The following is a 16,737-nucleotide window of genomic DNA, read 5'->3' on the forward strand; positions in this document are numbered from 1 at the left end:
AGCTAACGGCATTTTACTAAGTAAATAAATGACTTATTAACTATTTCTTCTTCGCTTTGGCATTAGGTAAATCGGTGACTGAGCCTTCATAAATTTCAGAAGCTAAGCCGATCGATTCATGCAATGTTGGGGGGAGCATGGATAGTTAATGCAATATCTTCGGCATCACAGCCCATTTCAACAGCTAAGGGGGAATTTAACCTAGTAATTCACCGCCATTCACGCCAACAACCGCACCACCTAGCAAGCGATTATCTGCTTTATTGAAGATCAGTTTTGTCATCCCTTCAGAGCAATCAGAAGCAATAGTCCGTCCTGAGATTAATCATATACAATTTTGTATCTGCCTATAACATCAAAAATATGATCATAAGTACTAAGAATTATACGTTGCTTACCTTTTTTATGAACTTCGTCTACTAAATCAAAACTAGATTTTGAATATTTTCCATAAGGGTATTCATCTATTAGATAAATAGATAAGCTATCAATATCACTAAAAATAAAAGTAACTTTAACTTCTGGAACATCCAAGACTTCTGGCTTACAACCTGCTAATGATAATGATGTATTTACCTTCAAAGTGAATGGATAACACTCTAATTTAACGTTAGATAATATCAATGCATTTCGTGTATAAATAAAACCGTATTTTGTTTGTATTTCCTGTGTATTCATATCAACCTCATTTTTTCAATTTATTATTGATTGGTATTGTGTTTTTGAAAAATCTCTTAATATACTTGCAGACAAATTTATCTGAGATAAATCTTCTGAATAGAATCCTAAGTATTCAAATCTTTTTAGTAATATAAAAACACCTATTAATAACCAATACTAGGGTATTGACGTTTACGAAAGTTATCAATGATAAATAACTTATTTATCGTTTTCATTAAGATCAACACTTGGTTATTTAATTCATTTTTTTACTGAAACGTAGTGTTACCTGAAAGTTTTTGACAAAAATAAATTAGCTTATTTTAAGACAAATAAAAATGCCGTTAGTTTGAGCTAACGGCATTTTACTAAGTAAATTAATGACTTGTTGTCACTATTTTTTCTTTGCTTTGGCATTAGGTAAATCGGTGACTGAGCCTTCATAAATTTCAGAAGCTAAGCCGATCGATTCATGCAATGTTGGGTGAGCATGGATAGTTAATGCAATATCTTCGGCATCACAGCCCATTTCAACAGCTAAGGTGATTTCACCTAGTAATTCACCGCCATTCACGCCAACAACCGCACCACCTAGCAAGCGATTATCTGCTTTATTAAAGATGAGTTTTGTCATCCCTTCTGAACAATCCGAAGCAATAGCGCGCCCTGAAGCAGCCCATGGGAAGATTGATACTTCATAATCAATGCCTTTTTCTTTCGCTTCTTTTTCAGTTAAGCCCACCCACGCCACTTCAGGTTCAGTATAGGCAATAGAAGGAATGGTTTTTGGATCGAAGAAGTGTTTTTTACCAGCAATCACTTCTGCTGCCACATGCCCTTCGTGTACACCTTTATGCGCAAGCATTGGCTGACCCACAATATCACCAATGGCATAAATGTGTGGTACGTTAGTGCGCATCTGTTTATCCACTTCGATAAATCCACGATCAGTAACGTTAACACCTGCTTTTTCTGCACTAATTAACTTACCATTTGGCGTACGACCAATCGCCACTAATACCGCATCATAAGTATGGGTTTCGGTGGTGCCGTCTTTCTTTTCCATGGTGACGTAAATTGCATCATGTTTGGCTTCAACGGTGGTCACTTTGGTTTCTAATCGTAAAGTGAATTTCTTTTGGATCTGCTTAGTAAAGACTTTGATCACATCTTTATCAGCAGCTGGGATCACTTGGTCAAACATTTCAACCACATCGACTTCTGAACCTAATGCATGGTATACAGTCCCCATTTCAAGACCAATAATCCCGCCACCCATCAATAATAATTTTTTAGGAATGGTGGTTAGCGCTAAGGCATCTGTTGAATCCCAAATACGCGGATCATCATGTGGAATAAAAGGTAACTTAATTGGACGAGAACCCGCTGCAATAATCGCATTATCAAAGGTAATTTTAGTGATCCCTTTTGAAGAAGTCACCTCCATAGTATGGCTACCAGTAAACTGAGCTTCACCTTGAATCACATTGACTTTGCGCATTTTTGCCATGCCAGCAAGTCCGTTAGTCAGCTGGCTAATGACTTTTTCTTTCCAGCCACGCACTTTGTCTAATTCAAGTCTCGGGGTACCAAAATGGATACCATGTTCAGTTAATGATTTTGCTTCATCCATTACTTTAGCAACATGAAGTAATGCTTTTGATGGAATACAACCTACATTTAAACAGACACCACCCAGTGTTGAATAACGTTCAACAAGGGTAACATCTAGTCCAAGGTCGGCTGCGCGGAACGCAGCGGAATAACCCGCTGGTCCTGCTCCTAAAACCACAACTTGTGTTTTAACATCTTGACTCATAATTTGATCTCCTTAATTACATCACTAAACGACGTAAGTCGGATAAGACGTTAACAATATGGCTTAAGAAGCGCGCACCATCCGCACCATCAATAACACGATGATCGAATGATAATGATAAAGGCAACATTAAGCGTGGTGTAAACTCTTTGCCATTCCATACTGGTTTCATGCTAGAACGAGATACGCCTAAAATGCCCACTTCTGGCGCATTGACAATTGGTGTAAACGAGGTTGTACCAATACCACCAAGGCTAGAAATAGTGAAACATCCACCTTGCATATCGCTACCAGTCAATTTACCTTCACGCGCTTTTTTAGAAATTGCCGCAAGTTCTCGAGAAAGCTCAACAATGCCTTTTTTATCAACATCTTTAAACACTGGCACAACAAGACCGTTTGGTGTATCAACAGCTACACCAATATTAATGTATTTTTTGATAATTAGCGTTTGAGCATCTTCAGATAATGAGCTATTAAAGCGTGGATACGCGGTTAATGCGCTAGCTACCGCCTTCATGATAAACACTAAAGGTGTGATCTTAAGGTCAAGCTTCTTCTTATCAGCTTCTGCATTTTGTTGCTTACGGAATGCCTCTAAATCAGTAATATCAGTTTCATCAAACTCCGTCACATGTGGAATCATGACCCAGTTACGGTGTAAATTTGCACCTGATACTTTTTGGATTTTAGTTAATGGTAGGCTTTCAACTTCACCAAATTTACTAAAATCAACTTTCGGCCATGGTAATAAACCAGGTAATGCACCACCAGCAGCGCCACTTTCAACTTGTTTAACTGCGTTTTTAACGTAGGCTTGAATGTCTTCACGCAAAATACGGTTTTTAGGACCTGTCGCGGTGACTTTAGCAAGATTTACGCCAAATTCACGCGCTAAACGACGTACTGATGGAGTTGCATGCGCATAAGCATCATTTTCAACAAAGTCATTGCCTGATGATACAGGCGCTGATGTTGGCGCTGGTGCGACTTTTTCAGCAACAGGTGCTGGAGCAACCGGCGCTGTTTGAGTAGCTGGCGCTGCACTAGTTGTGGTTTCAAATTCCATAATTTTGGAACCTGTTTTCACCTTATCGCCCACTTTCACTGTGATACTTTTAACGATGCCGGCAATGGTTGCGGGTACTTCCATTGAAGCTTTATCACCTTCAACGGTAATTAACGAATCATCAACAGATATAGTATCGCCAACTTTTACTAAAATTTCGGTCACTTCAACTTCGTCGCCACCGATATCAGGTACATTGACATCAACAGTTTGACTCGCAGCAGCAGTTGGTGCAACTTCAACTTTTGGTGCTTCTTGTGCTGGAGCCGCAGGCTCTGCACCGCCCTGTTCATCAAAGACCATAATGTCCACACCTGTTTGGACTTTATCGCCAATTTTTACCGAAATAGATTTAACAATACCGGCTTGTGGTGCTGGAATTTCCATTGATGCTTTATCACCTTCAACAGTCATAATTGACTGATCAGCTTCAACTTTGTCACCAACATTAACCAGAATTTCGGTCACTTCGACTTCATCACCGCCAATATCTGGTAATTTAATTTGAATACTCATTATAACAACCTCTTATGCAATTCGTGGATTAAGTTTGTCAGCATTGATTTCGAATTTTTTAATCGCTTCTTCAACAACGCTAACTTCGATATCGCCACGTTTAGCAAGTTCACCCAATGCTGCAACAACAACATAAGATGCATCAACTTCAAAGTGATGGCGTAAATTTTCACGGCTATCACTGCGACCAAAGCCATCAGTACCAAGCACTCGATAACTTTCAGCAGGTACAAATCCACGAATTTGCTCAGCAAAAATTTTCATATAATCAGTTGAAACTACTGCTGGGTTGTTATTCATAATTTGTGCAACATAAGGCACTTTTGGTGTTTCACTTGGATGTAGCATATTGTATCGTTCACAATCTTGTCCATCACGAGCAAGTTCAGTAAATGATGTTACGCTATAAACTTCAGAACTAATACCATAGTTTTTAGCTAAGATGTCAGCCGCATCACGTACATGACGTAAAATCGAACCAGAACCTAATAACTGAACAGTCGGTTTACCTTTTTGACCTTCAACAGTATCAAGTTTATAAATACCACGACGAATGCCTTCTTCTGCACCTTCTGGCATTGCAGGCTGTGCATAGTTTTCATTGAGTGTTGTAATATAGTAGTAAACGTTTTCTTGTTCGCCATACATACGACGTAAACCATCTTGCATAATAACCGCAACTTCATAAGCATAAGCAGGATCATATGAGATACAGTTAGGTATGGTTAATGATTGAATGTGGCTGTGACCATCTTGATGTTGTAAGCCTTCACCATTTAATGTTGTACGACCTGATGTACCACCGATCATAAATCCGCGTGCTTGTTGATCGCCAGCTGCCCACATTAAATCGCCAATACGTTGGAAACCAAACATAGAATAATAAATATAGAATGGAATCATTGGGAAATCATTGGTGCTATATGATGTCGCAGCAGCTAACCATGAAGCCGTTGCACCACATTCATTAATCCCTTCTTGTAAAATTTGACCTTTTTCGTCTTCACGATAATAAGCAACTTGCTCTTTATCTTGTGGCGTATATTGTTGCCCATGTGGATTATAAATCCCAATTTGACGGAATAAGCCTTCCATACCAAAAGTACGCGCTTCATCAGCCAAAATAGGTACTAAGCGTGGTGCTAATTCTTTATCCTTAAGCATGATGTTAAGTGCACGGACAAACGCAATTGTGGTTGAAATTTCTTTTGACTGTGCTTCAAGTAATGACGAAAATTCGCTTAATGATGGAATAGAGATCGTACCAGAGAATTTGGTTAATCTTGATGGAACATAGCCATGTAATGCATTACGACGTTCATGAATATATTTGTATTCTGGCGTGTGTTCCTCAAATTTGATATAAGGTAATTTTTCAAGTGCTTCATCTGTTACAGGAATATTGAAGAAATCACGAACATGACGCACACCATCCATATTCATTTTTTTCACTTGGTGAGCAATATTTTTTGCTTCGGCTGCTGCCCCCATACCATAACCTTTAATGGTATGAGCAAGAATAACAGTTGGGCGATCTTTAGTTTCTTTGGCTCGTTGGAATGCAGCAAACATTTTAGCTGGATCTTGACCACCACGGTTTAATCTAAAGATTTCTTCATCAGACATATCTTTAACGAGTTCAGCTGTTTCTGGATATTTACCAAAGAAATGCTCACGCACATAAGCGCCATCTTTTGATTTTAATGTTTGATAATCACCATCAAGCGTTTCGTTCATTAAACGAATTAATTTACCTGATTTATCTTTTTGTAGTAATTTATCCCAACGATCGCCCCAAAGAACTTTAATCACATTCCAGCCTGCGCCAGCAAATACACCTTCAAGTTCATTAATAATTTTACCATTACCAGTTACTGGACCATCTAATCGTTGTAAATTACAGTTGATAACAAATACCAAATTATCTAATTTTTCACGCGTTGCAAGGGTGATCGCGCCTTTTGATTCAGGCTCATCCATCTCACCATCACCTAAGAAAGCATAAACTGTTTGTTCAGAAGTATCTTTCAGTCCACGATTTTCTAAATATTTTAAAAAACGTGCTTGATAAATAGCACTAATAGGACCAAGCCCCATTGATACTGTTGGGAATTGCCAAAATTCAGGGAGTAATTTAGGGTGAGGGTAAGAAGGCAGTCCTTTACCATGTACTTCTTGGCGGAAATTATCAAGTTGTTCTTCGGTTAAACGACCTTCAATAAATGCGCGTGAATAAACACCTGGTGAAATATGCCCTTGGAAATAAACTAGATCACCACCATCTTTTTCATTGCGTGCACGGAAAAAATGGTTAAAGCAAACTTCATAAAACGTAGCAGCAGACTGGAACGATGCCATATGACCACCTAGTTCCAGATCTTTTTTTGATGCCCTTAGCACCATCATAATTGCATTCCAGCGAACAATTGAACGAATGCGGCGTTCTATTTCCCAATCGCCAGGATAAGCAGGTTGTTCTTCTACTGGGATAGTATTGACATAATTACTTGTTGAAGAACCAAAAAGTAGTGGAACACCACCATCTCTCGCTTTATTGACTATTTGTTCAATAATATATTGTGCACGTTCGATACCTTCTTCGCGAATAATTGAATCAAGACTCTTGAGCCAATCTTGTGTTTCAATGGGATCGATATCATTCACTTGCATATCCGACATATAAAAACCTCTTTTTTGTTTAAAAAAATGCAGTATTTGCTATCCTTAGCTATAAATAACTATATAAATTACAACCCTGCATTATGGAGTTTCACCGCATAAGTCTGCCATTTTCATAAAAAAAGTAAAGCAAACCAAAGCTTAGAAAAGAATGTTAATTCCTATCAAATTAATCAACTATTTCAATGGTGATATTTAAAACAGTATTAGTTATTTGATAAAAAACAAATTTTACTAATGAATAAATACAAAAAAATAGTTAGAATGTCTATACCGAAATCATCTACAAGTTGTCAAATTGTAGTAAAATCTGATATATATTCATAAATTTTTGTTAATAACAATGACAATAAGCAATACCATGAGCATTAATAATGTTATCGTCCAAGACTTACATATTGTTCCCTATATGCAAACTTATCAAGCTATGCATGACTTTACCCAAAATCGTCATGAACAGACACTTGATGAAATTTGGTTAGTAGAACATCAACCTGTATTTACCCAAGGAAAAGTGGGTAAAGCTGAACATTTATTAAATTGTACAGATATTCCTGTTATTCAAACTGATCGTGGCGGTCAAATTACTTATCATGCACCTGGTCAACAAATCATGTATATCCTAATTGACTTAAGAAGACGCCATATCGGCATTCGTGATACGGTAAGTTTTTTAGAAAATAGTGTCATTCAAACTTTAGCACACTATGGTATCATAGCTTATACCAAAGCAGAGGCTCCAGGTGTGTATATTGATCATAAAAAAATTTGTTCGCTCGGTTTACATATAAATCGAGGTTGCACACTACATGGGCTAGCATTAAATATTGATATGGATCTTGCCCCGTTCAATAACATTAACCCTTGTGGTTATGCTGGATTACAAATGACACAATTAAAAGACTATGTCTTAAATATTGACCGCAACGAAATTAAACAACGATTAACCGATAATTTTATTAATCATCTACCTAAGTATTAAGATACCCAATATGCAAAATAATGAAACAACACTCAGAAGCTCAAAATATCGTGATGCTGACAAAACACGCTTAATCCCAACAATCACATTAGAAGATGCAACGCCACTTAAAAAACCTGAATGGATGCGAATTAAGTTATCTGCTCACTCTGATAATATTGCACATATCAAAAACACCATGCGCAAACATGGATTGCATTCAGTTTGTGAAGAAGCCTCTTGCCCTAACTTAGCTGAATGCTTTAACCATGGTACAGCTACTTTTATGATTTTGGGCGATATTTGTACTCGCCGTTGCCCATTTTGTGATGTTGCCCATGGCAGACCATTACCACCAGATCGCGAAGAACCCATAAAACTAGCTAAAACAATTCAAGAGATGAAGTTGCGCTATGTTGTTATAACCTCTGTGGATAGGGACGATTTAAAAGATGGCGGTGCAAGTCATTTTGCCTCTTGTACTCAAGAAATCCGAACCTTAAATCCAAATATAAAAGTTGAAACACTCACACCTGACTTTCGTGGCTGTATTAATGAAGCAATTGAAGTGTTAAGCAATAATCCACCTGATGTGTTTAATCATAACTTAGAAAATATCCCACGTTTATATAAAAAGATCCGTCCTGGTGCTAACTATGAAGGATCCCTCAAATTACTGGCTAGGTTTAAAGAGCGGCATCCAGAAATTCCAACAAAATCGGGGTTGATGGTTGGACTAGGTGAAACAAACGAAGAGTTAATTCAAGTATTAAAGGATTTACGTAGCCATGGTGTGACTATGTTAACGCTGGGTCAATATTTACAACCAAGTAAATATCATTTACCAGTTGAACGTTATGTGTCACCACAAGAATTTGAAGAATTGAAGCAAATGGCATTAAATATGGGATTTACCCATGCTGCTTGTGGACCATTTGTGCGTTCATCTTATCATGCTGATTTACAGGCAATGGGTAAAGAGGTGAAGTAATCTTCACCCTCTTTTTATTGCCCTATTCGATGTTAAATCAATTATCCACTACCATAAAACGGCGATTTTCAGTGACTATTTGTAAAAAGATCGGCAAACTGATTTTTTCGCCTTTTTGTAATTTACCATTAGGATCATAAATCTTAGAACGACCAAAGGCATCTAAAACCACTGTTTTATCATCATAAATTGCAGCAATAGTATTTTCATCACCCGCAACGAGCCACTGTCTAGATTTTCCCTTAAGTAGATTTCTTCCTTGATTATATTGCTGTGGTGGCGTAGTCACATGAAATACGTCTTGCATTAATGTACACATAATATCGGTTTGCGAGGATGCTTCTGCTATTTGAGCACTTTCTTTATTAGGCCATGACATAATCAATGGTACTTTTAATGATGCACGGTTAAAATCACTACCTGTATTGCGTAGTGCTATTTTTTTCACTTCATCAATTTTAATATCATTCGTTCCAGTAATAATAATCACCGTATCATTGTAAGCATTCGATAATCTTAAATAAGCAATTAAGGATTCAATATACTGATCTAACTTTTTAGCTTCAGTTTGAAGATCAGATATCGCAATTTTTTTGTTTTTATCACCTAACGAATATTGGATGATAGAAAATAAAGGCGCATGATTATCAAGATGATTCTGTTCTTCATGCCATGCTCTCCAATTTTCGGTTATTTGTTTATTGGATTGTTTTTTAGGCTCTGGTATTGAAAAATTAGATAATAATGCAGAACGATATAAAGGTTCAGCAAAACCGTCTGCTGAAAACAGACCTAAATTATAGCGCTGTTTAGTCACAACCTCGAACAATACTGAAGGTTTATGTCCAACTAAAATACTATTATAGTAGTTAGGATCTAATCCGTAAAATAATGAAAAGTCATTCAAATATGACTGATTACTTGCACCATAATGATTTGTAAAGGTAATATTATCTTGAGCAAATGCATTCAATCTAGGCATATGTTTAGTTAATAAATTTGTATTCCACCCATCAATAACAATCATAAGCACATTATTTTTTATCGGTTGTTTATCATAAACAAGGCGTCCTAATGGGTATTCAATTGCCATCGCAAAAGGATTGCCTTCTTGAGCAACACGATCGCGATAACCGTTTTCTTTTATAAAGCCATATCGTTCAAGAAAATGGCGAGCAGTTAAAGGATAAGAAAGCGGAAGGCTTGAGCGTTGCATGGTAATAGGTCGATAAAAATTAGCATCAGCCCAGCTATGGATCAAATGTGAGGCAACGAAGCAAATAATAAAAAAAATCACTACTGGTTTTGCATAGCATTTGCGTTTATTTAAGCTACGTAGTTTTTTCCAGCTCCATAATGAAAATAAAATCTCAATCAATAAAACAAAGGGAATGGCAATAAATACCGTACTTAAATAAGAAACTTTTTGCGATGAGAATAATTGCCAAATCGACAAATTAAGATGCATTCTAAAATGCGAAAAAACTTCAATATCAATAATCAGTAACGAAATACCGACTGTTGCAAAGATCGTTGCAATAATCCTTTGCCATCGAGACGAATGAATAAAAAAACTTAACGGAAAAAGTAGAACTAAATAAGCAACAAAGGTCAAATAACTGAAATGGCCAATAGCACTAATGATTGCATAAAACCGTCCCATAAAAGTACGAGGCCAATCTGCAATAAGTAAATATTGACTACCAAGCAAAATTACAACAAAAATATTAAACAACGTAAACCAATGCCCCCAGCTAACAATTTGTGAGGCACGATCGTCTTTGAAGTAAGTATTTTTGATTTTGAGCATGTTTAGTCGTTGATAATGGTGATAGTGAAGCTAAATAAACAATAAATTTTGACTTAGTTTACCTGATTTTGAAAAATCTTTCTGTAAATTTTTTATTTGTTAGCATAAAGCTTTTGGTAAGCTGTTGGCGATACTTCGGATACTTGTTATAATTTCAAGATGAAATAAGCTAACAAAAAGACAATAATTTTGGCCATTACACAACTCAACGCACAACAAATCCAACCTGATTTATCTTATTTTTCTAAACGCAAAAACACGACGAATACTTCAACAGTATTAGCATCAGAAAAATCAGAACATTTACTCATGTGGCAACCTCGCGCTGCATCTGCTTTATCCCTGTTATGCTCCCCAAAAAGAGAATGTTATAGCCCACGTTTTATATTGCTTAAAGCACCTGAAAGTGAGCTTCTTTTTGATTTACTAAGGCAAGCCATTAAATGTGATTTATCACCAGCCCCGCTCGGTTATAGTTATTTTTTTAGCGAAAGTAAAATTACACTAACCAAAGCGAAAAGCAAGCAAGATAATTTTGCAGCTCAAGACAATTGTTTATTTGCCTCTTCTGTTGATACTGAAAAACTTTTTGGTTGTGTTAGACAACCTGAACATGGTCCAATTAAATTACAAGCAGGCCTTGTTCATCGTGCTAATGGTGGCGTTTTAATTTTAGGTCTTCGCTCGTTACTTAGCCAACCATCGCTATGGACAAAGCTAAAGCAAATGGTCATAAAACAAGAATTTGAGTGGAGTTCATCTGACGAATCTCATCCTTTACCCTTATCTATTCCGCCTATGCCACTTGATTTACGTATTATTTTAGTCGGGGATAGATTAAGTTTAGCTGAATTACAAGATTTCGAACCTGAATTTTATTCAACATCTATTTACACTGAATTTGAAAATGAATTACAGATTAAATCATCTGAACAACTTGAACACTGGGTTAAATACTTAAAATTTATTGCCCATAAACAGCAATTACCCGATATTGATACCTCGGCTATAGCAAAAATTTACAAAGTAGCAACTCGCTATACTGGTGACCAATATTACCTCCCCTTGTCTGTTGATTGGGTTAATTCATTATTAGTCAATGCAACTTACTTTATGCAAAATAATGTAATAGATGAATCAGCGATTACAACTGCGATAAAGAAAAAGTCATGGCACGAAGATTATTTGCAAGATAGAGTGCATGATGAAATCTTTAGTAATCAAATAATGATTAATACGAAAGATCAAGTCGTTGGACAAATAAATGGTTTATCGGTAATCGAATATCCTGGACATCCAAAAGCTATCGGCGAACCGACACGTTTAAGTTGCCTTATTCATTTTGGCGATGGTGAACTCATTGATATTGAACGCAAAACAGAATTAGCCGGTAATATTCATTCAAAAGGAATGATGATAATGCAGGCCTTTATCATGTCTGAGTTTGCATTTAATCACCAATTACCTTTTTCGACTTCTTTGGTTTTTGAGCAATCTTATAGTGAAATTGATGGTGATAGTGCTTCACTTGCCGGACTTTGTGCAATCATTAGCGCTTTATCTCAGCAACCTATCGATCAGCAATTGGCTGTAACCGGTTCAGTGGATCAATTTGGTCATGTTCAAGCAATTGGTGGTGTTAACGAAAAAATTGAAGGATTTTTTGCCGTTTGTCAGCATCAAGGCTTAACAGGTCAACAAGGAGTGATCATACCAGCTACCAATCAACGCCATCTAAGTTTAAGTGATAAAGTCATTGAAGCTATTGAACAAGAGAAGTTTTCAATATGGACAGTTGAACATATTGCCGATGCTCTTTATTTGCTTACAGGTATTCCGTATAAAGATAAAAGTAATATCAATCTTTACCAATTAATTCACGCACGTATGCAGGCAGCATTATTACAAGACAAAAAACAAGATAGTTGGCTAACTAAATGGCAAAAATATTGCAAAAAGTAACAATACCCAATAAACTTTAGCCCAAAATTTTATTCATTATGGAATAAATAAGAACTAGGTAACTTTCAATTTTTTTAAGCATGTTTCAATTTATATTAAATAAAAGGTTTTTTTATGACATTTGAACGTAAATCATCGTACGATAAAGCAGATTTAATTAAATCAGGAAATAATGAACTATTTGGCCATGATGGTCCTCCATTACCATCTGATTTAATGTTAATGATGGATCGTGTTATCGAGATGAATGAAAACGGTGGTAATTTTGGTAAAGGTTTTGTCGAGGCGGAACTTGATATTAATCCTGATTTATGGTTTTTTAAATGTCATTTTAAAAACGATCCAGTTATGCCTGGCTGCCTAGGACTTGATGCTATGTGGCAATTAGTGGGATTTTATTTAGGCTGGATTGGCGGTAAAGGTAAAGGACGAGCTTTAGGTGTTGGTGAAGTAAAATTCACCGGACAAGTATTACCAACGAATAAAAAAGTGACTTATAAAATCCATTTTAAACGCGTAATTAACCGTAAATTAATTATGGGTATTGGTGATGGTGAAGTTTTTGTTGATGGAAAATTAATTTACCAAGCATCTGATTTAAAAGTAGGTTTATTCCAAGATACCAATACTTTTTAATTTAAAAGTCTCTCTACCTCAATCAGCCATACACAATATAAGTGTGGCTGAATATAATGCTATTTTCTTATTAAAAATAATTTATCATTGCTAAGTTAGATTTTGCTCATCATGGTGTAAACACATAAGTAGTCATGAAATAAACGGCTAACTATCAAGTAAAAATATCATCACAATGTCGTAAGTTTTAATAATTAATGTATAATGCTACAAATTATTATACCTTTTTTATTTATCATGAATTTTTTAAAACACTTATTAATTTTTATTATTTTGTTTTGTTTATCAAATACACTAGCTTATGCCGATTTCAGTGGTAAAGTTGTCAAAGTGATTGATGGAGACACAGTAGATATTTTGACGGTAAAAAAGCAAAAAATTCGTGTTCGATTACTTGATATTGATGCACCAGAAAGAGGGCAAGCCTTTGGTGATGCATCACGAGAACATTTAGCCTCACTCATTGCGGGTAAAAATGTTTTTGTTAAAGAAAATAAAAAAGATATCTATAAAAGAACTTTAGGTACTATCTTTTTTAATAAGGTGAATATCAATGCCAAAATGGTAGAAAGTGGTTACGCTTGGGCTTATCGTTATAAAGGGATCGCTGACAACAAGATAATGGTAAAATTAGAGGAAAATGCAAAACAAAACAAAAAAGGGCTATGGAAAGATAAATACCCAATAACCCCTTGGGATTTTCGTCATAATCAACGATAAATTGGCTTATAGAACACTTATTTTTTAATTAAAATTGCATCAATTTGTTTAAGTAAATTGATGCCTTGTTTACAAGCTGATTCTTGTTCAGTTTCTGGCATTGAAGAAATTTGTTGTTTAGCGTTTTCTAAATTTTGTTTTATCATATTGGTTTGTTGCTTTGTTGCAGTATTTTCAGGGATAGCTTTCACTATACTGTCAACTTTATCAAAATAAGCATTACATGATTGAGATAAATCAGCCATAGCAACCGACGAAAGACCCAATAATGCAATAGATAATACTAACTTTTTCATTATTTTCCTTGTATCATATATTTATTCATGACCTCATTAAAAATGAGAATAATCTATGTTATAAAATAACTAATTAATGATAAAGGATTTAAGGCGGGAAGTCTAATAACTAAACATCTTACCAGTAAATGTTTACTGATAAGATAATAAAAGATAAGGCGTAAATCTTAGATAATGGTTACATCTGCTGCCGCAGGGCCACGAGGACTGTCTTGGATTGAGAATTCTACTTGTTGACCTTCGCCTAACGTTTTGAATCCATCACCAGAAATTGCCGAAAAATGTACAAATACATCTTTACTACCATCAGTAGGAGAAATAAAACCAAAACCTTTACTTTCGTTGAACCATTTAACTTGACCAGTTTTCTTAGACATAATAATCTTCCTATAAATAAATTAATCTTAGCCACTAAGGCTATATTCAAAAACATAAAACCTAGATTACTCATTAACACTAAGAAGAAGATACTGAAGAAAACTAATCTCTAAGACATCGTAAACTACAAACTACATATATCTAAATGTTACAAAATAAATCCGCATGTCGTATGCTTGGGTCTATTTACTCATAATTAGTTTACTAATGCAAGCAATCTTTTAAAAGATTTATTAGTCACTCCCAAATAAAACAATCAATAATTGTTAATCCAATCACATAACATTATAAATTTAAAGCTTATTTTCTTAATAATCCATATTTAACAGAGCCATCAATTAACTCATTAATAAATATTAACCAAAAAGCTAGAATCTTTCCAGTTGCACTAACAACGATACCAATTAAATATTTTAGCATAATCTCGGTTTTAACAATAAAACTCAGTAATGTTTGTAAAATAATTAATTCTTTATCAGTAATTTCTGTATTTGATGCGACCAACTATTTAGCAGAAGATAGAGACTTTTCCTGCTAAATAGTTACAATTAAATGTATGTTCAAAACATAAATAACAATTAAGGAGTAACGCAGGCTACTCTATAGTCTTGATCCGAATGAGCTCTATCACCAATACCACCAGTATTGGCCTCTACAACATAATTATAGTTCCAATGATTTTGATCATCTGAAGTCCAATAAGCGGCTCTAGAATCTCCCCAAACAGGATCGCCAACACGAAAATATTCCCAATCACTGTCTTTATAGTAAAGCTGTGTCATACGCCCCCATTCACTAAGTAATCCCCCCATCCAATAACCATTCGCTTTATAACTAATTTTTCTCAGATAAAACGGTTCAACTATACCTATTTGCCAGTTGACTTTACTGGCTCTTCCATTAGTAAAATCAAGTACTTTTATTATCCGATACCCACCACCATTAAAGTGATTACAAAATGCTACTGCATTTTGATACCCACCTGCACCACCACCTTTTTTAGCTACATACCAACGCTCAAGCTTAAAACTATATAATGGTTGATTATTTGCATCTCGCCAATAAAATGTCGAAGGTGTAAAAGCTCCGGGATTTTCTAAACTTGGGCCCGTTAAGGTAATTTTGACTAAACCAGTAGGAGAACTATTTTCCCTATGTAATTTGAGCGTTACTCCTCCTTTGGAAATTGTATCACCATTCGTATTAATAAATTCTTGTGCTTTCATTCCTGCAACACTCAAGTAAAAAAATAAATTATGAGAGCCTGTGGTTGGAAAGTTTGCCCCTGGATTCGCTGGATTATAAGCATAAAACCCCCTATGCTTATTCCACTCGCCATTTCCTGCGTTAATAGAAGAAATCGCTCCATCATAAGGGATTTTACCCGAGTGAAAATCAAACTCTAAATTTGGTTTTGCGTAACAAAACTTAGGTTTATCCACCTTTGGATAAAGGAAATAGGTATGTTTTCCTCCCGTAAAATGACCTCCTTGAGATGGTATGCCATATTCTGTTTCAATACTCATATCCCCAACTTCTAACGTCAATTTATAAGGTGCATCACACCCATTGAGTAAGCTATTGGCATTGTGCTTCACATAATCAGTAATATCTTGCCCTTCTATATTTTCCCATTTAATTTTTAGCTTACTCATTCCGTTACCATGAATAATATCACCATCATCATCTTTCCAATAACCATTATTCTCAATAACATTATCGGTTAATTCATTTGGGTAATTTTTAAATGACACTAATGTTTTTATATCTGCAAAGGTTGCTGATACCTTATCTAACATGATTGGATTTTCCATGCTTGAGGTATCTTTGGATGCATTTACAACTCTATTGCCAGGCAATGTAATCGACAATAAAGGAACAATGGAATTCGCATGTGTCACGCCATTATCAAATGTTAAATATGGCGCACTACCATGAATCTCTTTCACTGTTGCAGCTGTTAATGCTGATAAAGCATTATTTGATATAACTAATCCTAATAATGCCAAAATTGTTCGGGAAATATAACGTTTATTTTCTAAATTTGGCGATATAAACGATAAAATTTGACTAAACGCCCGATGATTAAAAAAGTGGAATAAGATACTTAAAGATTGATGATAGTTGTATTGTACAGTTAACTTTGGGAATTGTTCAAAATGTGTGCTGTGTGCTGTGTGCTGTGTGCTGTGTGCTGTGTGCTGTGTGCTGTGTGCTGTGTGCTGTGTGCTGTGTGCTGT

General features: G+C 35.6%; 14 protein-coding genes and 1 pseudogene. 5 read left to right on the forward strand and 10 right to left on the reverse strand.

Features of this window, described 5'->3' with window-relative positions; translation table 11 throughout:
* Positions 1 to 40: 40 nt before the first annotated feature.
* The 5 genes and pseudogenes from A9G24_RS12495 to aceE form a co-directional block, all read right to left on the reverse strand.
* Positions 41 to 319: pseudogene (locus tag A9G24_RS12495) on the reverse strand (dihydrolipoyl dehydrogenase); the annotation flags it as partial.
* Positions 320 to 321: 2 nt separating this feature from the next.
* Positions 322 to 678 (reverse strand): hypothetical protein, encoded by a 357-nt coding sequence (locus tag A9G24_RS06270; RefSeq protein WP_065638266.1) that lies wholly within the window; start codon positions 676 to 678, stop codon positions 322 to 324.
* A gap of 376 nt (positions 679 to 1,054) precedes the next feature.
* Positions 1,055 to 2,479 (reverse strand): dihydrolipoyl dehydrogenase, encoded by a 1,425-nt coding sequence (lpdA, locus tag A9G24_RS06275; RefSeq protein WP_065581840.1) that lies wholly within the window; start codon positions 2,477 to 2,479, stop codon positions 1,055 to 1,057.
* Positions 2,480 to 2,495: 16 nt separating this feature from the next.
* Positions 2,496 to 4,064, reverse strand: a complete 1,569-nt coding sequence (gene aceF / locus A9G24_RS06280) for a pyruvate dehydrogenase complex dihydrolipoyllysine-residue acetyltransferase (protein WP_081303107.1) — start codon at positions 4,062 to 4,064, stop codon at positions 2,496 to 2,498.
* Positions 4,065 to 4,076: 12 nt separating this feature from the next.
* Complete coding sequence (aceE, locus tag A9G24_RS06285; protein WP_065638267.1) at positions 4,077 to 6,743, reverse strand: pyruvate dehydrogenase (acetyl-transferring), homodimeric type; 2,667 nt, start codon at positions 6,741 to 6,743, stop codon at positions 4,077 to 4,079.
* A 361-nt stretch (positions 6,744 to 7,104) separates the two neighbouring features.
* Between aceE and lipB the strand changes: the two genes are divergently transcribed.
* Both lipB and lipA read left to right on the forward strand, forming a co-directional pair.
* On the forward strand, positions 7,105 to 7,725 hold the full coding sequence (lipB, locus tag A9G24_RS06290) for a lipoyl(octanoyl) transferase LipB (RefSeq protein WP_065638268.1): 621 nt from the start codon (positions 7,105 to 7,107) through the stop codon (positions 7,723 to 7,725).
* Positions 7,726 to 7,735: 10 nt separating this feature from the next.
* Complete coding sequence (gene lipA, locus A9G24_RS06295) at positions 7,736 to 8,695, forward strand: lipoyl synthase (RefSeq protein ID WP_065638269.1); 960 nt, start codon at positions 7,736 to 7,738, stop codon at positions 8,693 to 8,695.
* A 37-nt stretch (positions 8,696 to 8,732) separates the two neighbouring features.
* On the opposite strand, the gene A9G24_RS06300 is transcribed toward lipA, so the two are convergent.
* Complete coding sequence (locus A9G24_RS06300) at positions 8,733 to 10,505, reverse strand: DUF3413 domain-containing protein (RefSeq protein ID WP_065638270.1); 1,773 nt, start codon at positions 10,503 to 10,505, stop codon at positions 8,733 to 8,735.
* A 189-nt stretch (positions 10,506 to 10,694) separates the two neighbouring features.
* Here A9G24_RS06300 and A9G24_RS06305 point away from each other — a divergent pair, with 189 nt between their 5' ends.
* From A9G24_RS06305 to A9G24_RS06315, 3 genes are all read left to right on the forward strand, one after another.
* Positions 10,695 to 12,467: an AAA family ATPase gene (locus A9G24_RS06305; RefSeq protein ID WP_141671999.1), complete on the forward strand. Its 1,773-nt coding sequence runs from the start codon at positions 10,695 to 10,697 to the stop codon at positions 12,465 to 12,467.
* Positions 12,468 to 12,581: 114 nt separating this feature from the next.
* Positions 12,582 to 13,103 (forward strand): bifunctional 3-hydroxydecanoyl-ACP dehydratase/trans-2-decenoyl-ACP isomerase, encoded by a 522-nt coding sequence (gene fabA / locus A9G24_RS06310; RefSeq protein WP_065581835.1) that lies wholly within the window; start codon positions 12,582 to 12,584, stop codon positions 13,101 to 13,103.
* Between the two features lie 204 nt (positions 13,104 to 13,307).
* Positions 13,308 to 13,823 carry a thermonuclease family protein gene (locus A9G24_RS06315; protein WP_081303109.1) on the forward strand — a complete coding sequence of 172 codons (516 nt, stop codon included), beginning with the start codon at positions 13,308 to 13,310 and terminating at the stop codon, positions 13,821 to 13,823.
* A 17-nt stretch (positions 13,824 to 13,840) separates the two neighbouring features.
* Here the strand turns inward: A9G24_RS06315 and A9G24_RS06320 are convergent, their stop codons facing one another.
* The 4 genes from A9G24_RS06320 to A9G24_RS06335 form a co-directional block, all read right to left on the reverse strand.
* Positions 13,841 to 14,119 (reverse strand): DUF5339 domain-containing protein, encoded by a 279-nt coding sequence (locus tag A9G24_RS06320; protein WP_065638271.1) that lies wholly within the window; start codon positions 14,117 to 14,119, stop codon positions 13,841 to 13,843.
* 167 nt (positions 14,120 to 14,286) lie between these two features.
* A complete protein-coding gene (cspE, locus tag A9G24_RS06325) occupies positions 14,287 to 14,496 on the reverse strand; it encodes a transcription antiterminator/RNA stability regulator CspE (protein ID WP_065638272.1) in 210 nt (69 codons plus the stop codon).
* Positions 14,497 to 14,797: 301 nt separating this feature from the next.
* Positions 14,798 to 15,001 carry a hypothetical protein gene (locus tag A9G24_RS06330; RefSeq protein ID WP_065638273.1) on the reverse strand — a complete coding sequence of 68 codons (204 nt, stop codon included), beginning with the start codon at positions 14,999 to 15,001 and terminating at the stop codon, positions 14,798 to 14,800.
* 74 nt (positions 15,002 to 15,075) lie between these two features.
* Positions 15,076 to 16,737: hypothetical protein (locus A9G24_RS06335; protein WP_176701170.1), on the reverse strand; the 1,662-nt coding region annotated here is incomplete at its 5' end.

Origin of the sequence: Gilliamella sp. App6-5 (assembly GCF_001690525.1) — a bacterium.
GTDB classification, from domain to species: domain Bacteria; phylum Pseudomonadota; class Gammaproteobacteria; order Enterobacterales; family Orbaceae; genus Gilliamella; species Gilliamella apicola_H.

Excerpts from the sequence above, each read along its gene's own strand:
- A9G24_RS06270 (WP_065638266.1), bottom strand. The coding sequence starts at position 678 with ATGAATACACAGGAAATACAAACAAAATACGGTTTTATTTATACACGA.
- lpdA (WP_065581840.1), bottom strand. The coding sequence starts at position 2,479 with ATGAGTCAAGATGTTAAAACACAAGTTGTGGTTTTAGGAGCAGGACCA.
- aceF (WP_081303107.1), bottom strand. The coding sequence starts at position 4,064 with ATGAGTATTCAAATTAAATTACCAGATATTGGCGGTGATGAAGTCGAA.
- aceE (WP_065638267.1), bottom strand. The coding sequence starts at position 6,743 with ATGTCGGATATGCAAGTGAATGATATCGATCCCATTGAAACACAAGAT.
- lipB (WP_065638268.1), top strand. The coding sequence starts at position 7,105 with ATGAGCATTAATAATGTTATCGTCCAAGACTTACATATTGTTCCCTAT.
- lipA (WP_065638269.1), top strand. The coding sequence starts at position 7,736 with ATGCAAAATAATGAAACAACACTCAGAAGCTCAAAATATCGTGATGCT.
- A9G24_RS06300 (WP_065638270.1), bottom strand. The coding sequence starts at position 10,505 with ATGCTCAAAATCAAAAATACTTACTTCAAAGACGATCGTGCCTCACAA.
- fabA (WP_065581835.1), top strand. The coding sequence starts at position 12,582 with ATGACATTTGAACGTAAATCATCGTACGATAAAGCAGATTTAATTAAA.
- A9G24_RS06315 (WP_081303109.1), top strand. The coding sequence starts at position 13,308 with ATGCTACAAATTATTATACCTTTTTTATTTATCATGAATTTTTTAAAA.
- A9G24_RS06320 (WP_065638271.1), bottom strand. The coding sequence starts at position 14,119 with ATGAAAAAGTTAGTATTATCTATTGCATTATTGGGTCTTTCGTCGGTT.
- cspE (WP_065638272.1), bottom strand. The coding sequence starts at position 14,496 with ATGTCTAAGAAAACTGGTCAAGTTAAATGGTTCAACGAAAGTAAAGGT.